18 protein-coding genes are annotated in these 18,496 nt (G+C 57.6%); 10 read left to right on the top strand and 8 right to left on the bottom strand.

What is annotated here, in order from left to right:
• Nucleotides 1-188: 188 nt before the first annotated feature.
• The 5 genes from IB212_RS22180 to hemC form a co-directional block, all read right to left on the bottom strand.
• Nucleotides 189-1,400: a hypothetical protein gene (locus tag IB212_RS22180; RefSeq protein ID WP_041911825.1), complete on the bottom strand. Its 1,212-nt coding sequence runs from the start codon at nucleotides 1,398-1,400 to the stop codon at nucleotides 189-191.
• 173 nt (nucleotides 1,401-1,573) lie between these two features.
• On the bottom strand, nucleotides 1,574-2,773 hold the full coding sequence (hemY, locus tag IB212_RS22175) for a protoheme IX biogenesis protein HemY (RefSeq protein ID WP_028014802.1): 1,200 nt from the start codon (nucleotides 2,771-2,773) through the stop codon (nucleotides 1,574-1,576).
• A 2-nt stretch (nucleotides 2,774-2,775) separates the two neighbouring features.
• Entirely contained in the window at nucleotides 2,776-3,963 is a 1,188-nt protein-coding gene (gene hemX, locus IB212_RS22170) for a uroporphyrinogen-III C-methyltransferase (protein WP_041911826.1), read from the bottom strand.
• 20 nt (nucleotides 3,964-3,983) lie between these two features.
• Nucleotides 3,984-4,724, bottom strand: a complete 741-nt coding sequence (hemD, locus tag IB212_RS22165; protein ID WP_041911827.1) for a uroporphyrinogen-III synthase — start codon at nucleotides 4,722-4,724, stop codon at nucleotides 3,984-3,986.
• On the bottom strand, nucleotides 4,721-5,662 hold the full coding sequence (hemC, locus tag IB212_RS22160; protein ID WP_032644935.1) for a hydroxymethylbilane synthase: 942 nt from the start codon (nucleotides 5,660-5,662) through the stop codon (nucleotides 4,721-4,723). The genes hemD and hemC overlap by 4 nt, the downstream gene beginning before the upstream one ends.
• Before the next feature lie 350 nt (nucleotides 5,663-6,012).
• On the opposite strand from hemC, the gene cyaA reads away from it, so the two are divergent.
• Nucleotides 6,013-8,556 (top strand): class I adenylate cyclase, encoded by a 2,544-nt coding sequence (gene cyaA / locus IB212_RS22155; protein WP_188246150.1) that lies wholly within the window; start codon nucleotides 6,013-6,015, stop codon nucleotides 8,554-8,556.
• Nucleotides 8,557-8,599: 43 nt separating this feature from the next.
• Here the strand turns inward: cyaA and cyaY are convergent, their stop codons facing one another.
• Nucleotides 8,600-8,920 carry an iron donor protein CyaY gene (gene cyaY, locus IB212_RS22150; protein ID WP_041911829.1) on the bottom strand — a complete coding sequence of 107 codons (321 nt, stop codon included), beginning with the start codon at nucleotides 8,918-8,920 and terminating at the stop codon, nucleotides 8,600-8,602.
• Nucleotides 8,921-9,055: 135 nt separating this feature from the next.
• Between cyaY and lptM the strand changes: the two genes are divergently transcribed.
• The 8 genes from lptM to corA all read left to right on the top strand — a co-directional run bounded on the left by lptM (nucleotide 9,056) and on the right by corA (nucleotide 15,987).
• Complete coding sequence (lptM, locus tag IB212_RS22145; RefSeq protein WP_041911830.1) at nucleotides 9,056-9,259, top strand: LPS translocon maturation chaperone LptM; 204 nt, start codon at nucleotides 9,056-9,058, stop codon at nucleotides 9,257-9,259.
• Between the two features lie 35 nt (nucleotides 9,260-9,294).
• Nucleotides 9,295-10,119, top strand: coding sequence for a diaminopimelate epimerase (dapF, locus tag IB212_RS22140; protein WP_188246152.1), 825 nt, complete (start codon nucleotides 9,295-9,297; stop codon nucleotides 10,117-10,119).
• Entirely contained in the window at nucleotides 10,116-10,823 is a 708-nt protein-coding gene (locus tag IB212_RS22135; protein WP_028014794.1) for a DUF484 domain-containing protein, read from the top strand. Before dapF ends, IB212_RS22135 begins: the two co-directional genes overlap by 4 nt.
• Nucleotides 10,820-11,722: a tyrosine recombinase XerC gene (gene xerC, locus IB212_RS22130; protein ID WP_041911832.1), complete on the top strand. Its 903-nt coding sequence runs from the start codon at nucleotides 10,820-10,822 to the stop codon at nucleotides 11,720-11,722. Before IB212_RS22135 ends, xerC begins: the two co-directional genes overlap by 4 nt.
• The gene (gene yigB, locus IB212_RS22125; protein WP_028014792.1) at nucleotides 11,722-12,438 is read left to right on the top strand and encodes a 5-amino-6-(5-phospho-D-ribitylamino)uracil phosphatase YigB; all 717 of its coding nucleotides are present in this window, start codon (nucleotides 11,722-11,724) and stop codon (nucleotides 12,436-12,438) included. The genes xerC and yigB overlap by 1 nt, the downstream gene beginning before the upstream one ends.
• Nucleotides 12,439-12,517: 79 nt before the next feature.
• Complete coding sequence (gene uvrD / locus IB212_RS22120; protein ID WP_041911833.1) at nucleotides 12,518-14,680, top strand: DNA helicase II; 2,163 nt, start codon at nucleotides 12,518-12,520, stop codon at nucleotides 14,678-14,680.
• A 149-nt stretch (nucleotides 14,681-14,829) separates the two neighbouring features.
• Complete coding sequence (gene ysgD, locus IB212_RS22115; protein WP_212743980.1) at nucleotides 14,830-14,886, top strand: YsgD/CorL family protein; 57 nt, start codon at nucleotides 14,830-14,832, stop codon at nucleotides 14,884-14,886.
• Between the two features lie 150 nt (nucleotides 14,887-15,036).
• Nucleotides 15,037-15,987, top strand: a complete 951-nt coding sequence (gene corA, locus IB212_RS22110) for a magnesium/cobalt transporter CorA (protein ID WP_188246149.1) — start codon at nucleotides 15,037-15,039, stop codon at nucleotides 15,985-15,987.
• 42 nt (nucleotides 15,988-16,029) lie between these two features.
• Here corA and rarD read toward each other — a convergent pair whose 3' ends face one another.
• Together rarD and yigI are read right to left on the bottom strand one after the other, a co-directional pair.
• On the bottom strand, nucleotides 16,030-16,926 hold the full coding sequence (rarD, locus tag IB212_RS22105) for an EamA family transporter RarD (protein ID WP_041911834.1): 897 nt from the start codon (nucleotides 16,924-16,926) through the stop codon (nucleotides 16,030-16,032).
• A gap of 51 nt (nucleotides 16,927-16,977) precedes the next feature.
• Complete coding sequence (gene yigI / locus IB212_RS22100; RefSeq protein ID WP_028014789.1) at nucleotides 16,978-17,445, bottom strand: acyl-CoA thioesterase YigI; 468 nt, start codon at nucleotides 17,443-17,445, stop codon at nucleotides 16,978-16,980.
• 162 nt (nucleotides 17,446-17,607) lie between these two features.
• Here yigI and pldA point away from each other — a divergent pair, with 162 nt between their 5' ends.
• Entirely contained in the window at nucleotides 17,608-18,477 is an 870-nt protein-coding gene (pldA, locus tag IB212_RS22095; RefSeq protein ID WP_028014788.1) for a phospholipase A, read from the top strand.
• Nucleotides 18,478-18,496: the final 19 nt, after the last annotated feature.

Raw genomic sequence — 18,496 nt, 5'->3', positions numbered from 1 at the left:
TTATGTTCGCCTTAGTGCCTCATAAACTCAGGAATGACGCAGAGCCATTTACGGTGCTTATCGTCCACTGACAGATGTCGCTTCGGCCTCATCAGACACCATGGACATAACGTTGAGTGAAGCACCAAATATGTTGTCTTACAGACCTGTTTTAACGCCTGCTTTTATAGCAGGCGTTTTTTTATGTCTTATTCCCGATACCCACGCATGATCAGGGCGACCAACAGCAGGGCGGCTGACGAGACCGTATAGAGCGCCAGCACTGAGCCAAGCCCAACAGCCACTATCGCTGTAATGCCGGTGAAAAGCGAGGCGCTGAGCGTTTGCCAGCGCCAGGCTTTACCGCTGGCTGACGCGGTTTGCGTGATATGAAAACTGCTGAGTACGCCAAAAGTGCCGGCTGCGAAGAGAACGTTTGAGGCCAGATGCGCGATAAAGATCATCCCCAGCGCACATGCCATCCACCCGGACAGCAACGGCAGCATTCCATAAGCGGCAAGAAAAATACCGAGACAAACGATGATTCGCGGCGTGTGGACGGCAAAGCGCGTCAGGCTCTCTTTTTTTAGCAGCATGGGGCCGCAAAGTTGCCCCATGCTCCTTGCGAAAAGCAGAGGCAGAGCAAGGCCCGCCGCATCCTGAGGATGGAGCTGCTGCGCCAGGGCCGGAAGTAGCGCCATAGCCGGTGAGCCGACGGCCGCCAGCGCCGGCAAAATGAGCAGGCTGCGCTTTTGCCGAACGGTCAACGTCCGCCAGCGCAGTGGCGCGTGGGCTGCCTCTTCACCGGGGAGAGGTAGCAATGGCGCAGAAAACCGCCGCCCAGCCAGCCACAGCAGCAGCAGCGACCCGAGAAAACTGGCGGCATCAATAGCCAGCAAGGTAAACACGGAGGTCTGCTTGAATAGCACCACGCCGAGTCCAGTACCTAATAACACCTGAGAAGCAAAAATCACATTTTCCAGACAGGTCGCAGCAGGCAGCTCTGTTTCGCTAAGTCCGCGTTTAAAGAGCAATGTCAGCGCGGGCCAGCTCATCCCGCTGAGCAGCGCTTCGGTGGATTGCACGGCGAGTAGCGAGGCAATACTGTGATAACCCGCACCGAGCAGGGGGAAGAGCAGGGCGAGCAATCCCAGCCCCTCGGTCAGTATCAGCAGGAATACTGGAGAATAGCGTGAGCACAGCTTTTCGCCGATCGCGCTGCCGATGAATCCCGGAACCGTTGCGAAAAGAAAAGCGAGGGTGAGCAGGGCGGGCGGGGCCGACCACGCTAACAGTAAACCAAAGACCACGACCTGGGTTAGACCATTTCCCAGCGAAGAAAAGATAAAAGCACAGGCAAGCAGGCGCAGCCAGCGGTGGCAGCGCAGCGCTTCAATAAGCGCATACAAAAGCGAGTTCATGAAGATTTCCTTTCAAAAACGATTTAATCCACGCTGCAGAAAGTGCGCGTGTGTGAAAAAAGGTTAATGAAAAGACATCGTTACATTGGCGGGTTCGTTTGCAGATGTGGGTGTAAAGAATGTAGCAGGAGAAAGGCGATAAAAAAAGGAGGCCGTCTGGCCTCCTTTTTTATTTATTGCGGGTTACCGTTATTTTGCAGCGTCAGCAACAGCCCATCGCGCCGCATGGCGGCCGCCTCTTCTGGCTTATGCTGTTTGTCCAGCGTATCGGCAAGCCACGCGTAGTCAAACGCGTCCGGACGCTGTTTCAGTGCCGCACGGAAGGCCAGGCTCGCCTCTTGCCATTCGCCGTGCTTCATCAGCGACTGGCCCAGGGTACTCCACAGCAGCGGACGGTCACCGACGGTTTTGATCTGCTGGCGCAGCACTTTTTCGACCTGCTCAGGGTTATTGGTTTTCAGGCGCGGGATCACCATGACCAGGCGATCGTCGTACTGGCGCTTCAGGCCGTCGAGAAGGATCTCCTGGGCAGTGTCATGATCGTCACATTCAATAAGATGTTCCGCCATGGCCACCTGCAGGGGGACCTGCTGGCGCGTTTTCCGGCTCTGATTCTTCCACCAGGTTTTCAGGCCTTCGCTGCCCAGGTCGGCGCGCGCCTGATCCATCAGGCCAATCCATGCCAGACGCTGAAGTTCATCACGATGTTCATCATCACCCACCTCGGCCTTCGCCATCGACGGGATGATGTCCAGCAACGAGCCCCACGCTCCGGTACGAATATAGGCCTGCTCCGCAAGGCGCAGGACTTCCGGATGACGCGGTGCGATTTCCAGCAGACGGTCAATGCCGTGGCGCGCCGCGTGGTTCTCATTGCGCGCGAGCTGCAGGCGGACGCGGGTAATTTCCACTGGGATCGGGTCGCCAGACGCCAGTTCTGACGCGCGTTCCAGATGCTGGTTAGCGCGGGCTTCATCACCGCGCTGCTGCGCCGCTTCGGCGGCCAGAAGATAGTTCACCACCGGCTGTTCCGCGTGATCGGCGTTTTTCGACATCAGCTTTTCAACCTGCTGGTAATCGCCTTCGGCCAGCTTTAGCAGTGCCTGTTCCGTTTGCTTACGGGCGCGGCGACGCTTACGGCCAACGAACCAGCCGCGGGTATGGGCACCGGTGCGGAAAATACGGCGCAGGATCCATTCAACGGCAAGCAGGACCACGACGCCGAGGATCAGAACGATCGCCAGACCCGTTACGCTGGTTTCAATGTTGTAGTTATCGGTCTGGATCAGGACGTATCCCTGATGACCCGCAAGCATCGGGCCCAGGACGATCCCGGCGATCAGCAGGATGAAGAGTAAAAGGACTTTTAGCATCATTACTCTCCCTGTGGCGCGCTTTCAGGCGCTGGTGCCGCCGCTGTGCCGGTCTGCCCGGCCGGAACGCCCGGCTGCGCCAGCAGGTTACGCACGCGCGTCTGCATCAGCTTCTCCAGAATCGGCTGGCTGGCCAGTTTATCCGGCACGTTCATGGTGATGTTCTGCTGGCTCAGCTTGTCGATATCTTCGAGGAAGGCGGTGGTCGTTGCATCATCGGTGTTGTAGTAGGCGCGTACCCACGTCGAGACGTTATCCAGCGCCTGTTTGTACGTTTCTTCCTGATGGCGCGGCACGGCCTGCGCCGCGACCAGCAGGCGGGAACGGATGTTTTCGCGCAGATAGATATCCTGATTCGGCGCTAACAGCGGTACGGCGGTTTCATCGCGACGGCGGATGGTGATGAAGCTGTCCATAAAGTTCTGCCAGCTTTTCTGCAGGTTTATGCGCCATTCGCTCAGGGAGCTGGACAGCTCGGTACCGTCAGAGTCCATCGGGGAGTCGTCGTCATTGTTATCCGCCAGCTGCAGGTTATCTATTTGATTCGAAAGCTGGTTCACCTTGAGGATAATGCCGTCGTAATCCACCTGTGAAACGGCGGAGAGGCTGGCGATATCTTCGGTAATCGCACGGCGCGCGGTAATGAGGCTCGGGTCGTTCATGTCGGCCAGGCTCGCATCGGCGCTTTTCAGCAGCGCGGCGGCGGTGGTCACGTCCTGATCGCTCCACAGCTTACGCCCGGCGAGTTTGACGAGGAAATCGGCCTGCGAGAGCAGCCAGGTTTTGGCATCGGTGCCGGAGATGGTGGCGACTTTCTGCTGTACTTCGCCCAGCTGTTTGGTCAGCTCTTCCTGTTTGCTGTTCGCCTCGGCAAGCGCGGCGGCCTGCTGCTTAATCACCGCTTCCAGCTCGGTTTTCTGCGTTTCCTGCGCTTTTTGCAGGGAGGTAAGCTGATTGACCAGCGTATCGCTGGTGGCCGTCTGGTTAGCACTCTGTTGCTTTACCAGACCATACAGGCCGACGCCTGCTGCCAGCGCAATGGCGATGGCAATCGCGCTCAGCGCGAGGCTGGTTTTATTGCTGCCGTTTTTCTTCTCAGCGGTTTTCTCAGTCGTCTCTGGCTGTGGCGTTGTCTCCACAGTCTCCCTGGTCTCTTCAACCACGGCGGAGGATTTTTCGTGTTCCGTCATTATGGCTTCCCATTTGAGAGTTATTGTAATGCGCGCAGCAGCGCATCGTTGTCGGCGTTATCAGCGATCCGAATATCCTGCCAGCCCAGTTCCCGGGCGAGGTTCGCCAGACGCTCACTGACGACCAGAAGTCGACAGCGGAGTAACCAGTTTTCGCGATACCAACGCGGTATCAGCGACCAAAGCTGTTGTAACATTTCACCGCTGGTGACCACCAGCGTATTAATACCGCGCGCGTGCCAGCGCATCGCCTCTTCAGCACCGTCGTAGTGTTTCGCACAGCGCTGGTAGCACTCAACAAACGTGACGTCAGCCCCGCGTTTCCGCAGCGTTTCACCCAGCAGTTCGCGGCCACCGTTGCCGCGCAAAATGAGCGCGCGCTTTCCGGCAATAGTTTGTAATTCAGGTAATTGTAGCAAGACTTCGCTGATTTCCCGATCCAACGGGTAGCGAACGTCTGTTCCACTCACGGTATGTAAGGCCAGCGCGGTGGTTCTGCCGATAGCAAAAAAGCGCGGAGCGGTCGGCCAGCGTGTCCCCGCCTGTTGCAGCTGCGCATGGGCAAATTCCACGGCATGCTGCGATAGCGCAAACAGCAGGTCGCCTTCCTGCAGGGTATTCATCTGGTCGGCGAGCGCAGAGAGCTCCCGACCGGGGGAGAATTCAATTAGCGGAAAACTCCAGGCCACCTGCCCCAGTGCGCGCAGACGGCTCACTAACTGCTCTCCTGCGGGAGAAGGGCGGGTGACAAGAATACTCATGCAGGGGGTTCTCCGTTATAGACCTCGGCCAGAATTTCACGTGCGCCGTTATTCAGCAGCTCTTCCGCCAGCGACACGCCAAGCGCTTCGGCATCCTGCGGCTTGCCGCGACGTTCGCCGCGCACCATCTGTGAACCGTCCGGCGCGCCCACCAGCGCGCGCAGCCACAGTTCACCGTCTGTTAATTCAGCATAGCTGCCAATCGGCACCTGACACCCGCCTTCGAGGCGAGTATTCATCGCCCGCTCGGCTTTTACGCGGGTTGCGGTCTCGTCATGGTTCAGCGGAGCGAGCAGCTCGCGGGTGCGCGCATCGTCCAGACGGCACTCAATGCCGACGGCGCCCTGTCCGACGGCCGGCAGCGACAGCTCTGGTGGCAACGCCACGCGAATGCGTTCCTCCAGCCCCAGGCGCTTCAGGCCTGCAACGGCAAGAATAATGGCATCGTAATCGCCGTTATCCAGCTTGCCCAGACGCGTGCCAACGTTACCGCGCAGCGAGCGGATGATAAGGTCAGGACGACGCTCCGCCAGCTGACACTGACGGCGTAAACTGGACGTGCCAACCACGCTACCCGCCGGCAGCGCGTCGAGCGAGTCATAGTGGTTCGAGACAAACGCGTCACGCGGATCTTCGCGCTCGCAGATGGTCACCAGCCCCAGCCCTTCCGGGAACTCGACGGGCACGTCTTTCATCGAATGTACGGCGATATCGGCGCGGTTCTCAAGCAATGCCAGTTCCAGCTCTTTGACAAACAGGCCCTTGCCGCCCACTTTCGCCAGCGGCGTATCCAGAATCACGTCACCGCGCGTGACCATCGGCACCAGCTCGACGCGCAATCCACTGTGGCAGGCTTCAAGGCGCTGCTTAACATAATGTGCCTGCCAGAGCGCGAGAGGGCTTTGGCGTGTGGCAATTCTCAAAACATTGTCTAACATGCTTGTTACCGTCATTATCAATCGCTAACCATCCTAACATTGTTGACTCTGGGATGGCAGTTTTACGGTTGATGAAACGTGAGAGGGACAAGGCGGCGTATTCGTCAGCCATAGCCGTATTCAGGAATTTACACGTACAGAACGGTGCTACACTTGTATGTAGCGCATCTTTCTTTACGGTCAACCGGCAAGGTGTTAAATTGATCACGTTTTAGACCATTTTTTCGTCGGTACCACCATAATGACAAGGGCGAAAAAAGGGTAACGGTTATCTTTTTGAAATACTGCGGGCTCGCTGTTATTCGTGTTTTGAATAGCTTACGACACCCGGAAACATCAGGCGATACGTCTTGTACCTCTATATTGAGACTCTGAAACAGAGACTGGATGCCATAAATCAACTGCGTGTGGATCGCGCGCTTGCTGCCATGGGCCCTGCTTTCCAGCAGGTATACAGTCTGCTGCCGACATTATTGCACTATCACCACCCGCTAATGCCTGGCTACCTTGATGGTAACGTTCCCCAGGGCATTTGCCTCTTCACGCCTGATGAAACCCAACAGCATTATTTGAACGAGCTGGAACTCTACCGCGGCATGCCGCCTCAGGTTTCTCCGAAAGGTGAACTGCCGATTACCGGCGTTTACTCCATGGGGAGCACCTCATCGGTAGGGCAAAGCTGTTCTTCGGACCTGGACATCTGGGTCTGCCATCAGTCCTGGCTCGACAACGAAGAGCGCCAGCTGCTGCAGCGTAAATGCAGCCTGCTGGAAAGCTGGGCGGCCTCGCTTGGCGTGGAAGTGAGCTTCTTCCTGATTGATGAAAACCGTTTCCGCCATAATGAAAGCGGCAGTCTGGGTGGTGAGGACTGCGGCTCGACCCAGCACATTCTGTTGCTGGATGAGTTTTACCGTACTGCCGTTCGCCTGGCCGGGAAACGTATTCTGTGGAATATGGTGCCGTGCGATGAAGAAGAGAATTATGACGATTACGTCATGTCGCTTTACTCGCAGGGCGTACTGACGCCTAACGAGTGGCTTGATCTGGGCGGCCTGAGCTCCCTGTCTGCCGAAGAGTACTTCGGCGCAAGTCTCTGGCAGCTCTATAAGAGTATTGATTCACCGTACAAAGCGGTACTCAAAACCCTGCTGCTCGAAGCCTACTCCTGGGAATACCCTACGCCGCGCCTGCTGGCGAAAGACATCAAGCAGCGCCTGCACGATGGCGAAATTGTCTCCTACGGGCTCGACGCCTACTGCATGATGCTGGAGCGCGTTACCGAATACCTGAAAGCCATTGATGACGCCACGCGTCTTGACCTGGTGCGTCGATGTTTCTATCTCAAGGTCTGTGAAAAGCTGAGCCGTGAGCGCGCCTGCGTGGGCTGGCGTCGTGAAGTGGTCAGTCAGTTAGTAAAAGAGTGGGGATGGGACGAAGCGCGTCTGTCCATGCTCGACAACCGGGCCAACTGGAAAATCGATCAGGTGCGTGAAGCACACAACGAACTGCTCGACGCGATGATGCAAAGCTACCGTAACCTGATCCGTTTTGCGCGCCGCAATAACCTTAGCGTTTCCGCCAGCCCGCAGGATATCGGGGTGTTAACCCGTAAGCTGTACGCCGCGTTTGAAGCGCTGCCGGGCAAAGTGACCCTGGTTAACCCGCAGATTTCGCCTGACCTGTCTGAACCAAACCTGACCTTTATCTATGTGCCGCCGGGCCGCGCGAACCGCACCGGGTGGTATCTGTACAACCGTGCGCCAAGCATGGATTCCATCATCAGCCATCAGCCGCTGGAATATAACCGCTATCTGAACAAGCTGGTGGCGTGGGCCTGGTTTAACGGCCTGCTGACCTCGCGCACGCGCCTGTTTATCAAAGGCAACGAGGTGGTCGATTTAGCCAAGCTGCAGGAGATGGTGGCGGATGTGTCGCACCACTTCCCGCTGCGTCTGCCTGCCCCAACGCCAAAAGCGCTCTACAGCCCGTGTGAGATTCGCCATCTGGCGATCATCGTCAACCTGGAATACGACCCGACGGCGGCCTTCCGCAATCAGGTGGTCCATTTTGACTTCCGCAAGCTGGACGTCTTCAGCTTTGGCGAGCAGCAAAACTGCCTGGTGGGCAGCGTAGACCTGCTGTACCGCAACTCGTGGAACGAAGTGCGTACCCTGCACTTCAACGGCGAGCAGGCGATGATTGAAGCGCTGAAAACCATTCTCGGCAAGATGCACCAGGACGCCGCGCCGCCGGACAGCGTCGAAGTGTTCTGCTACAGCCAGCACCTGCGCGGCCTGATCCGTACCCGCGTGCAGCAACTGGTGTCTGAATGCATCGAACTGCGTCTCTCCAGCACCCGCCAGGAAACCGGGCGCTTTAAAGCGCTGCGCGTCTCCGGGCAGACGTGGGGCCTGTTCTTCGAGCGTCTGAACGTGTCGGTGCAGAAGCTGGAAAACGCTATCGAGTTCTACGGCGCGATTTCACACAACAAGCTGCACGGCCTGTCGGTTCAGGTGGAAACCAACCACGTCAAGCTGCCGCAGGTGGTGGATGGCTTTGCCAGTGAAGGGATTATTCAGTTCTTCTTTGAAGAGTCGGGCGACGATGCCGGGTTCAACATCTACATTCTGGATGAGACCAACCGCGCCGAGGTGTATCACCACTGTGAAGGCAGCAAAGAGGAGCTGGTGCGCGACGTCAGCCGCTTCTACTCTTCCTCGCATGACCGTTTCACCTACGGTTCCAGCTTTATCAACTTCAACCTGCCGCAGTTCTACCAGATTGTGAACGTGGATGGGCGAGCGCAGGTGATCCCGTTCCGTACGCAGGCGATTACCCCAGCAGTGCCTGCGAATCAGGATACCGCACCGCTGTTGCAGCAGTATTTTTCCTGAGGCTTTTCGCCCGGTAAGGCGTAGCCGCCACCGGGCAACAAAACTACCTGAAACGCACTTCCTCGCCCGCCTGCGCGGTCGCCGCCTGTTCCAGCAGATCCCAGAACGTTTCGCCGCTGCGATCGCAAACCCACTCGTCACCCTTCAAATCAAAGTGATAGCCGCCCTGTTTGGCCGCCAGCCACACCTGGTGAAGCGGCTCCTGACGGTTAATAATAATTTTGCTGCCGTTTTCGAAGCTCAGGGTCAGAATGCCGCCGTTGATTTCACAATCGATATCGCTGTCGCCGTCCCAGTCGTCGATACGTTCTTCGATGGTCATCCACAGGGTGTCGGCAAGGCGATGGAATTCACTGTCGTTCATGGTTTTGTTCCTGTTTTTCGTGATGGCGGCAGTATAACGCTAAATAATTCCCGTTGCAGGAAAGCGGCAAACTCTTGCTTTTGTGTCTTCTCCTGCGATGATAGAAACAGATTTGAACTTACGGGCAACTTTATAATGAAAAACGCTTTCCGAACGCTTGCCGTTCTCATCACGCTGTTTAGCCTGACCGGCTGCGGACTGAAGGGACCACTCTACTTCCCGCCTGCGGATAAAACCGCGCCGCCGCCGACAAAACCGGTTAACAGCGGCATCGAGTCTTCCACGCCAAAGACTAACGATCGTGGCGATAACGGCGGTCCGACTCAGGTTAACCTCTGACGACAACGTTCTGTACCCGCGCAATGGAGCAAATGATGCAGTTCTCTAAAATGCATGGCCTTGGCAACGATTTTATGGTCGTCGACGCGGTAACGCAGAATGTGTTTTTCTCCCCGGAACTGATCCGCCGCCTGGCGGATCGGCACGTGGGCGTGGGGTTCGATCAGCTGCTGGTGGTTGAGCCGCCCTACGATCCTGACCTCGATTTCCACTACCGTATTTTCAACGCTGACGGCAGTGAGGTTAACCAGTGCGGCAATGGCGCGCGCTGTTTCGCCCGCTTTGTCCGCCTGAAAGGGCTCACCAATAAGCGCGATATCCGCGTCAGTACCGCCAACGGTCGTATGGTGCTCAGCGTTACCGACGATGAGCTGGTGCGCGTCAATATGGGCGAGCCTAAATTCGAGCCTTCCGCCGTGCCGTTTCGCGCAAACAAAGCGGAAAAGACCTATATTATGCGGGCGGCCGAGCAGACAGTATTGTGCGGCGTTGTCTCGATGGGTAACCCGCACTGCGTGATTCAGGTGGATGACGTGGAAACCGCGGCGGTCGAAACGCTCGGTCCGGTGCTGGAGAGCCACGAGCGGTTCCCGGAGCGGGCGAACATCGGCTTTATGCAGGTAGTGAAGCGTGAACACATCCGTCTGCGGGTTTACGAGCGCGGCGCGGGCGAAACCCAGGCCTGCGGAAGCGGCGCCTGTGCGGCGGTGGCGGTCGGTATCTCCCAGGGGTTACTGGCAGAAGAGGTTCGCGTGGAATTACCGGGCGGTCGTCTTGATATCGCCTGGAAAGGAGCGGGTCATCCACTGTACATGACTGGCCCGGCGACACATGTTTATGACGGGTTTATCCATCTATGAAACAACCAGGGGAAGAACTGCAGGAAACAGTGACGGAACTGGATGACAGCGCTGTTGTTGATTATCTGCTGAACAATCCTGAGTTTTTTATTCGCAATGCACGCGTCGTCGAACGAATGCGCGTGCCGCATCCGGTTCGCGGGACCGTGTCGCTGGTCGAATGGCACATGGCGCGCTCGCGTAACCACATCAACCAGCTTGAAGAGAACATGACGCTGCTGATGGAGCAGGCCAGCACCAACGAAAGCCTGTTCTATCGCCTTCTGCACCTGCAGGCGCGTCTGGCCTCGGCGCACAGCCTTGAAGAGTTTCTCAGCCGCTTCCATCGCTGGGCGCGCGAGCTGGGGCTGGCGGGCGCAACGATTCGTCTGTTCCCTGACCGCTGGCGCATCGGCGCACCGTCGGGGTTCACCCATCTGGCGCTCAGCCGTCAGGCGTTTGAGCCGCTGCGCATTCAGCGCCTGGGTCATGAGCATCACTATCTGGGGCCGCTGAACGGACCTGAGCTGCTGGTAGTGCTGCCGGAAGCCAAAGCGATTGGCTCGGTGGCGATGTCGCTGATGGGGCGCGATGGCGACCTGGGGGTAATATTATTTACCAGCCGCGACGCGCACCACTATGAGCAGGGGCAAGCCACGCACCTGCTGCAGGAGATCGCCCTGATGCTGCCCGAGCTGCTGGAGCGCTGGATTGAACGCGTATGACGGACGGACTGCTCGCCACTGACGTCACCCGGTTTCTGCGCTATCTGGGCGTTGAGCGCCAGCTCAGCCCCATTACGCTGCTTAACTATCAGCGTCAGCTTGATGCCATCATGCAGATTGCCGAAGAAATCGGCCTGAAAAGCTGGCAACAATGTGACGCCGCCACGGTACGCGGGTTCGTCGTGCGTAGCCGTAAAAAAAACCTTAGCCCGGCGAGCCTTGCGCTCCGGCTCTCTGCCCTGCGCAGCTTTTTCGACTGGCTGGTCAGCCAGGGCAAGCTGAAAGCTAACCCGGCAAAAGGGATCGCCACGCCAAAAGCCCCGCGCCATCTGCCGAAAAATATTGACGTCGACGACGTAAACCGCCTGCTGGATATCGATCTAAACGATCCGCTGGCCGTGCGCGACCGCGCGATGCTGGAGGTAATGTACGGTGCGGGCCTGCGTCTCTCCGAACTGGTGAACCTCGACTTAAAGCATCTCGATCTGGAATCCGGCGAAGTGTGGGTGATGGGCAAGGGCAGCAAAGAGCGCCGCCTGCCGATTGGCCGCAACGCCGTCTCCTGGATTGAGCACTGGCTGGATCTGCGCGGCCTGTTTGGCGCGGAAGAGGATGCGCTGTTTTTATCAAAGCTCGGCAAGCGGATCTCCGCGCGTAACGTGCAGAAGCGCTTTGCGGAGTGGGGCATCAAGCAGGGGCTGAACAGCCACGTGCATCCCCACAAGCTGCGCCACTCTTTTGCGACACACATGCTGGAATCGAGCGGCGATCTGCGTGGCGTACAGGAACTGCTTGGCCACGCGAATCTGTCGACCACTCAAATCTACACCCACTTAGACTTCCAACACCTTGCCTCGGTGTATGACGCGGCGCATCCACGCGCCAAACGGGGGAAATAATGCGTTTTTACCGCCCACTCGGTCAGATCTCAGCCCTGACGTTTGACCTTGATGACACCCTTTATGACAACCGCGAGGTGATCCTGCGTACCGAGCAAGAGTCACTGGCGTTTGTGCAGAACTACCATCCTGCGCTTAAGGCGATGCAGAACAAGGACTTCCAGAAGCTGCGTCAGTCCCTGCGGGAGACCGAGCCGGACATTTACCACGACGTGACCGAATGGCGTCGTCGCGCGGTTGAACAGGCGATGCTGAACGCGGGTCTGAGCGCACAGGATGCCGCCGTCGGTGCCGAAGCGGCAATGGAAAACTTCGCCAAATGGCGTAGCCGCATCGACGTGCCACAGGAAACCCACGACACGCTGGCGAAGCTTGCCGAAAAGTGGCCGCTGGTGGCCATCACCAACGGCAATGCCCAGCCGGAGCTGTTTGGCCTCAGCGATTATTTTGAATTCGTGCTGCGCGCGGGTCCGCACGGGCGCGCGAAGCCGTTCAGCGACATGTACCATCTGGCAGCGGAGAAGCTTAACCTGCCGCTGGGTGAGATCCTGCACGTGGGCGATGACCTGACCACCGACGTGGCCGGTGCCATCCGCTGCGGCATGCAGGCCTGCTGGATCAAGCCAGAAAATGCGGAGCTGATGACCGCAACAGACAGCCGTCTTCTGCCGCACGTGGAAATTTCGCGGTTGGCATCCCTCACGACGCTGATATAATCATCAATTGTTCTGTATAAATTAACAGGGTTTTGGCGAGTGGAAACATTTGCCTGCCCGACATGACGTGACGGTGCCAATGGACGTTTCTTACCTGCTCGACAGCCTTAATGACAAACAGCGTGACGCGGTTGCCGCCTCGCGCACCAACCTGCTGGTTCTGGCTGGGGCGGGGAGTGGTAAGACACGCGTGCTGGTTCACCGTATCGCCTGGCTGCAGAGCGTGGAAAACTGCTCACCGTACTCGATTATGGCCGTGACGTTTACCAACAAGGCGGCGGCGGAGATGCGTCACCGTATCGCCCAGCTGATGGGCACCAGCCAGGGCGGCATGTGGGTTGGCACCTTCCACGGCCTGGCGCACCGTCTGCTGCGCGCGCACCATATGGACGCTAACCTGCCGCAGGATTTCCAGATCCTCGACAGCGAAGATCAGCTCCGTCTGCTGAAGCGCCTGATCAAGGCGATGAACCTCGATGAGAAGCAGTGGCCGCCGCGTCAGGCGATGTGGTACATCAACGGTCAGAAAGACGAGGGGCTGCGCCCGCACCACATTCAGAGTTTCGGCAACCCGGTCGAGCAGACCTGGCAGAACGTCTATAAGGCCTATCAGGAAGCGTGCGATCGCGCCGGCCTGGTGGATTTCGCCGAACTGCTGCTGCGCGCCCACGAGCTGTGGCTCAACAAACCGCATATCCTGCAGCACTACCGCGAACGCTTCACCAACATCCTGGTGGACGAATTCCAGGATACCAACAACATCCAGTACGCGTGGATCCGCCTGCTGGCCGGAGATACCGGCAAGGTGATGATCGTGGGCGATGACGACCAGTCGATCTACGGCTGGCGCGGCGCGCAGGTGGAAAACATCCAGCGCTTCCTCAACGATTTTCCCGGCGCGCAAACCATCCGTCTGGAGCAGAACTACCGCTCAACCAGCAACATCCTGAGCGCGGCCAACGCCCTGATTGAGAACAACAACGGGCGTCTGGGCAAAAAGCTGTGGACCGACGGCGTCGACGGCGAACCGATCTCGATTTACTGCGCCTTCAACGAGCTCGACGAAGCCCGCTTCGTGGTGAACCGCATCAAAACCTGGCAGGACAACGGCGGCGCGCTGGAGCAGTGCGCCATTCTCTACCGCAGCAACGCCCAGTCGCGCGTGCTGGAAGAGGCGCTGCTGCAGGTGAGCATGCCGTACCGCATTTACGGCGGCATGCGATTCTTCGAACGTCAGGAGATCAAAGATGCGCTTTCGTATCTGCGCCTGATCGCCAACCGCAACGACGACGCGGCGTTTGAGCGCGTGGTGAACACGCCGACTCGCGGGATTGGCGACCGTACGCTGGACGTGGTGCGTCAGGCCTCGCGCGATCGCCAGCTGACGCTGTGGCAGGCGTGCCGCGAGCTGCTGCAGGAAAAGGCCCTTGCCGGACGCGCCGCCAGCGCGCTCCAGCGCTTCCTGGAATTAATTGATGCCCTGGCGCAGGAAACCGCCGACATGCCGCTGCACGTGCAGACCGACCGGGTGATTAAAGACTCCGGGCTGCGTACCATGTACGAGCAGGAAAAAGGCGAAAAGGGGCAGACCCGTATCGAGAACTTAGAGGAACTGGTCACGGCAACGCGCCAGTTCAGCTACAACGAAGAAGACGAAGACCTGATGCCGCTGCAGGCGTTCCTCTCTCACGCCGCGCTGGAAGCGGGTGAAGGGCAGGCGGACACCTGGCAGGACGCGGTTCAGCTGATGACCCTGCACTCCGCCAAAGGTCTGGAATTCCCGCAGGTGTTTATCGTCGGCATGGAAGAGGGCATGTTCCCAAGCCAGATGTCGCTCGATGAAGGCGGGCGTCTGGAAGAAGAACGTCGTCTGGCTTATGTGGGCGTGACGCGAGCGATGCAGAAGCTGACGCTAACCTACGCTGAAACCCGCCGCCTGTACGGTAAAGAGGTCTATCACCGTCCGTCGCGCTTCATCGGCGAACTGCCGGAAGAGTGCGTGGAAGAGGTACGTCTGCGCGCCAGCATCAGCCGTCCGGTTAGCCATCCGCGCATGGGCTCGCCGATCTCTGAAACCGACACCGGCTACAAGCTGGGCCAGCGCGTGCGCCATTCGAAGTTTGGCGAAGGTACCATTGTGAATCTGGAAGGCAGCGGCGAGCACAGCCGCCTGCAGGTGGCGTTCCAGGGGCAGGGGATCAAATGGCTGGTGGCGGCCTACGCGAAGCTGGAAACAGTCTAACATTCAGAAAAATATCATTATTTTGTAATAATCTGCTAGCCTTATACGTTGAAGGTCAATTAATGCCCTTCAGCGTTCCGTTGCGTGTTGACGCCACAGTTACTGCTGGCGTAACATGCGCGCACGATTACGCTAAGAGGACATTCGCCTTGGACACACCCAGTAGATACTGGCTCAATTCCCTGTCATCCAGGAACAACTCCTAAGGCTATCTCCTCATGCTGATGGCCTTAGTGGTTGTCAGCGACTGCATTATTCCCGTCGCGCTGAGTCAGGCTGTTTAATGGTCTGAAACCCAATTTGTTTCTGTGTGCCCACCGAACTGTCCGATATTTTTTGCATTGGGAGTCCCGGTCATGTTGAGCGCATTTCAACTCGAAAATAACCGACTGACTCGGCTTGAAGCCGAAGAGTCACAGCCCCTCATTGATGCCGTATGGGTGGATCTGGTCGAGCCGGACGACGATGAGCGCCTTCGCGTACAATCTGAGCTGGGGCAAAACCTGGCAACCCGCCCGGAACTGGAAGACATCGAAGCCTCCGCGCGTTTCTTTGAAGATGAAGACGGACTGCACATTCACTCCTTCTTCTTCTTTGAAGATGCGGAAGATCACGCGGGCAACTCCACCGTGGCGTTTACCATTCGCGACGGTCGTCTGTTTACTTTGCGTGAACGCGAACTGCCGGCATTCCGTCTCTACCGCATGCGCGCCCGCAGCCAGGCGATGGTGGACGGCAACGCTTACGAGCTGCTGCTCGATCTGTTCGAGACTAAAATTGAACAGCTGGCGGATGAAATTGAAAACATCTACAGCGATCTGGAAAAGCTGAGCCGCGTGATCATGGAAGGCCATCAGGGGGATGAGTACGACGAAGCGCTTTCGACGCTGGCAGAGCTGGAAGATATCGGCTGGAAGGTGCGTTTGTGTCTGATGGATACCCAGCGCGCGCTGAACTTCCTGGTGCGCAAGGCGCGTCTGCCGGGCGGTCAGCTGGAGCAGGCGCGTGAGATCTTACGCGATATCGAATCTCTGCTGCCGCACAACGAATCCCTGTTCCAGAAGGTGAACTTCCTGATGCAGGCGGCGATGGGCTTTATCAACATCGAGCAGAACCGCATCATCAAGATCTTCTCGGTAGTGTCCGTGGTGTTCCTGCCGCCGACGCTGGTGGCGTCCAGCTACGGAATGAACTTCGAGTTTATGCCGGAGCTGAAGTGGAGCTTTGGCTACCCGGGGGCGATTATCTTTATGATCCTCGCCGGGCTGGCACCGTATCTGTACTTTAAGCGTCGAAACTGGCTGTAAAATCTGGCGGGTGGCGCTGCGCTTACCCGCCCTACAAAACACCTACATTCCTCTGCGGGTTCTGCGCTGGGTATAAATCGCATCGGCGACGAAAATCGCCAGCGCCACCCAGATAAAGGCGAAGGTCACCATCTTATCCGCACCCGGCACTTCGCCGTAAAACACCACCGCCAGCAGGAACATCAGCGTCGGGCCAATGTACTGGAAGAAGCCCAGCGTGGAGAGGCGCAGGCGCGTTGCCGCACCGGTGAAGCACAGCAGCGGAATGGTGGTCACTACGCCCGCCGCCATCAGCATCAGGTTCAGCGACCACGGGTTGCTGCCCATATGGCTGGTGGCGCTGTCGGCGATACCGAACAGATAGATCGCCGCCACCGGCAGCAGCCACAGGGTTTCAAACAGCATCCCGGTTTGCGCTTCCACCGCAATTTTCTTACGTACCAGGCCGTAAAAAGCAAAGCTGAACGCCAGACCGAGGGCGATAACCGGCAGCGAGCCAAACGTCCACAGCTGCACCAGCACGCCGCAGAAGGCCAGAATCACCGCCACCCACTGCATCCGGCGGAAGCGTTCGCCGAGGAAAATCATCCCCAGCACGATATTCACCAGCGGGTTAATGAAGTACCCCAGGCTCGCTTCGAGCATGTGGTGGTTATTCACCGCCCAGATAAACAGCAGCCAGTTGCCGCCAATCAGCACCGCAGAAAGCGCCAGCAGGAAGACCTTTTTAGGGGTTTGCAGCAGCGTTTTAACGCCGGACCACTGACGGCTGAGGCTCATCAGCGCGATCATGAAGAAGAACGACCAGATGACGCGGTGAGTGAGGATCTCGTCGGCCGGAACATAGGCGATAAATTTGAAGTACGCCGGGGCGATACCCCAAATAAAATAAGCGGCAAGGGCGAGTAAAACGCCCTGCCGCGTCTGTTTAGCATCCATCGGGAAAATCCGTGACAAAAAAGTGAATCAATTTTACCCGAATTTGCCGCCTCAACCCACCATATAAGTGGCGGTTGCGCTGGCGATATAAACCTGCTCCTCGTTATGCAGCTCAACGCGGGCAACGGCAACTTTGTTCCCGGCACGCAGCAGGCTGCTGGTGCAGGTAAAGCGGTTTCCGCGCCCCGGGCGAAGATAGTCGACGCGTAAATCAATGGTGCCCATGCGCGCCAGACGCTGGCGGAGTTCATCTTCGTTGATGGTGTCATGGCGCGTCAGCGTACTGCCCACGCAGACCAGACCGGCCGCCACGTCCAGCGCGGAGGCAATCACCCCGCCGTGCAGAATACTTTGCGCCCAGTTGCCCACCATCATCGGCTGGTTGTTGAAACTCAGCTGGGCAAACTCTTTCTCGTAACGCTCCAGCTCAAGACCCAGTGCACGGTTAAACGGCATATGGTAAACAAAAATCTCGCCCACGAGTTTTAACACTTCTTCGGCGGTAAGCATGGCTGACATGAGGCATTACATCCTTATTGTTAATGAAATGTTGATTTTATGCTTCAGCAATAAGGAATTCCACTTTCAGAAACGAGGATGCAGCAGTTATCGCAGAAGTCTGTAGAATGTTCGCCTCATAACTATTCAGGTAATTTTACTCTTTGCAGGAGAACACCACCGATGCGGACGTATCTGGCCTGGTTACTGGCGGCGGTTGCGCTGCCCCTCACAGCATATGCGCAGGAAGCGACGATTAAAGAAGTCCATGATAAACCTGCCGTTAAGGGCAGCATTATCGCCAATATGCTGCAGGAGCATGACAATCCGTTCACGCTCTACCCCTATGACACCAACTACGTGATCTACACCCAGACCAGCGATCTCAACAAAGAGGCGATAAGCTCCTATAACTGGTCTGATAATGCGCGTAAAGATGAGGTGAAGTTCCAGCTTAGCCTCGCGTTCCCGTTCTGGCGCGGTATTCTGGGGCCAAACTCGGTGCTCGGCGCGTCTTATACGCAGAAATCCTGGTGGCAGCTCTCCAACAGCGGCGAATCTTCACCGTTCCGTGAAACCAACTATGAGCCGCAGCTTTTCCTCGGCTTCGCAACGGACTATGAATTTGCTGGCTGGACGCTGCGCGACGTCGAAGTGGGCTTTAACCATGATTCTAACGGACGTTCCGATCCAACCTCCCGTAGCTGGAACCGCGCCTATACGCGCCTGATGGCGCAGAACGGTAACTGGATGGTGGAAGTGAAGCCGTGGTATGTGCTCGGCAGCACCGATGACAACCCGGATATCACCAAATATATGGGCTACTACCAGCTCAAAGTCGGCTACCAGCTTGGTGATGCCGTGCTGAGCGCGAAAGGCCAGTACAACTGGAACACCGGCTACGGCGGTGCGGAGCTCGGTCTGAGCTACCCGGTGACGAAGCACGTGCGTCTCTATACCCAGGTGTATAGCGGCTACGGCGAGTCGCTGATCGACTACAACTTCAATCAGACTCGCGTTGGCGTGGGCGTAATGCTGAACGATATTCTCTAAGCTGCTCGAATGTTTTTGC

This window comes from Enterobacter sp. E12 (assembly GCF_014596715.2).
Classification (GTDB): Bacteria; Pseudomonadota; Gammaproteobacteria; order Enterobacterales; family Enterobacteriaceae; genus Enterobacter; species Enterobacter bugandensis.
Note: the sequence above shows the minus strand (reverse complement) of the source record. Positions and strands in the feature narration are given on the sequence as shown.

What these genes read in the sequence shown, in the direction of transcription:
- IB212_RS22180 (WP_041911825.1), bottom strand. Translation starts at nt 1,400, where the DNA reads ATGAACTCGCTTTTGTATGCGCTTATTGAAGCGCTGCGCTGCCACCGC.
- hemY (WP_028014802.1), bottom strand. Translation starts at nt 2,773, where the DNA reads ATGCTAAAAGTCCTTTTACTCTTCATCCTGCTGATCGCCGGGATCGTC.
- hemX (WP_041911826.1), bottom strand. Translation starts at nt 3,963, where the DNA reads ATGACGGAACACGAAAAATCCTCCGCCGTGGTTGAAGAGACCAGGGAG.
- hemD (WP_041911827.1), bottom strand. Translation starts at nt 4,724, where the DNA reads ATGAGTATTCTTGTCACCCGCCCTTCTCCCGCAGGAGAGCAGTTAGTG.
- hemC (WP_032644935.1), bottom strand. Translation starts at nt 5,662, where the DNA reads ATGTTAGACAATGTTTTGAGAATTGCCACACGCCAAAGCCCTCTCGCG.
- cyaY (WP_041911829.1), bottom strand. Translation starts at nt 8,920, where the DNA reads ATGAACGACAGTGAATTCCATCGCCTTGCCGACACCCTGTGGATGACC.
- lptM (WP_041911830.1), top strand. Translation starts at nt 9,056, where the DNA reads ATGAAAAACGCTTTCCGAACGCTTGCCGTTCTCATCACGCTGTTTAGC.
- dapF (WP_188246152.1), top strand. Translation starts at nt 9,295, where the DNA reads ATGCAGTTCTCTAAAATGCATGGCCTTGGCAACGATTTTATGGTCGTC.
- IB212_RS22135 (WP_028014794.1), top strand. Translation starts at nt 10,116, where the DNA reads ATGAAACAACCAGGGGAAGAACTGCAGGAAACAGTGACGGAACTGGAT.
- xerC (WP_041911832.1), top strand. Translation starts at nt 10,820, where the DNA reads ATGACGGACGGACTGCTCGCCACTGACGTCACCCGGTTTCTGCGCTAT.
- yigB (WP_028014792.1), top strand. Translation starts at nt 11,722, where the DNA reads ATGCGTTTTTACCGCCCACTCGGTCAGATCTCAGCCCTGACGTTTGAC.
- uvrD (WP_041911833.1), top strand. Translation starts at nt 12,518, where the DNA reads ATGGACGTTTCTTACCTGCTCGACAGCCTTAATGACAAACAGCGTGAC.
- corA (WP_188246149.1), top strand. Translation starts at nt 15,037, where the DNA reads ATGTTGAGCGCATTTCAACTCGAAAATAACCGACTGACTCGGCTTGAA.
- rarD (WP_041911834.1), bottom strand. Translation starts at nt 16,926, where the DNA reads ATGGATGCTAAACAGACGCGGCAGGGCGTTTTACTCGCCCTTGCCGCT.
- yigI (WP_028014789.1), bottom strand. Translation starts at nt 17,445, where the DNA reads ATGTCAGCCATGCTTACCGCCGAAGAAGTGTTAAAACTCGTGGGCGAG.
- pldA (WP_028014788.1), top strand. Translation starts at nt 17,608, where the DNA reads ATGCGGACGTATCTGGCCTGGTTACTGGCGGCGGTTGCGCTGCCCCTC.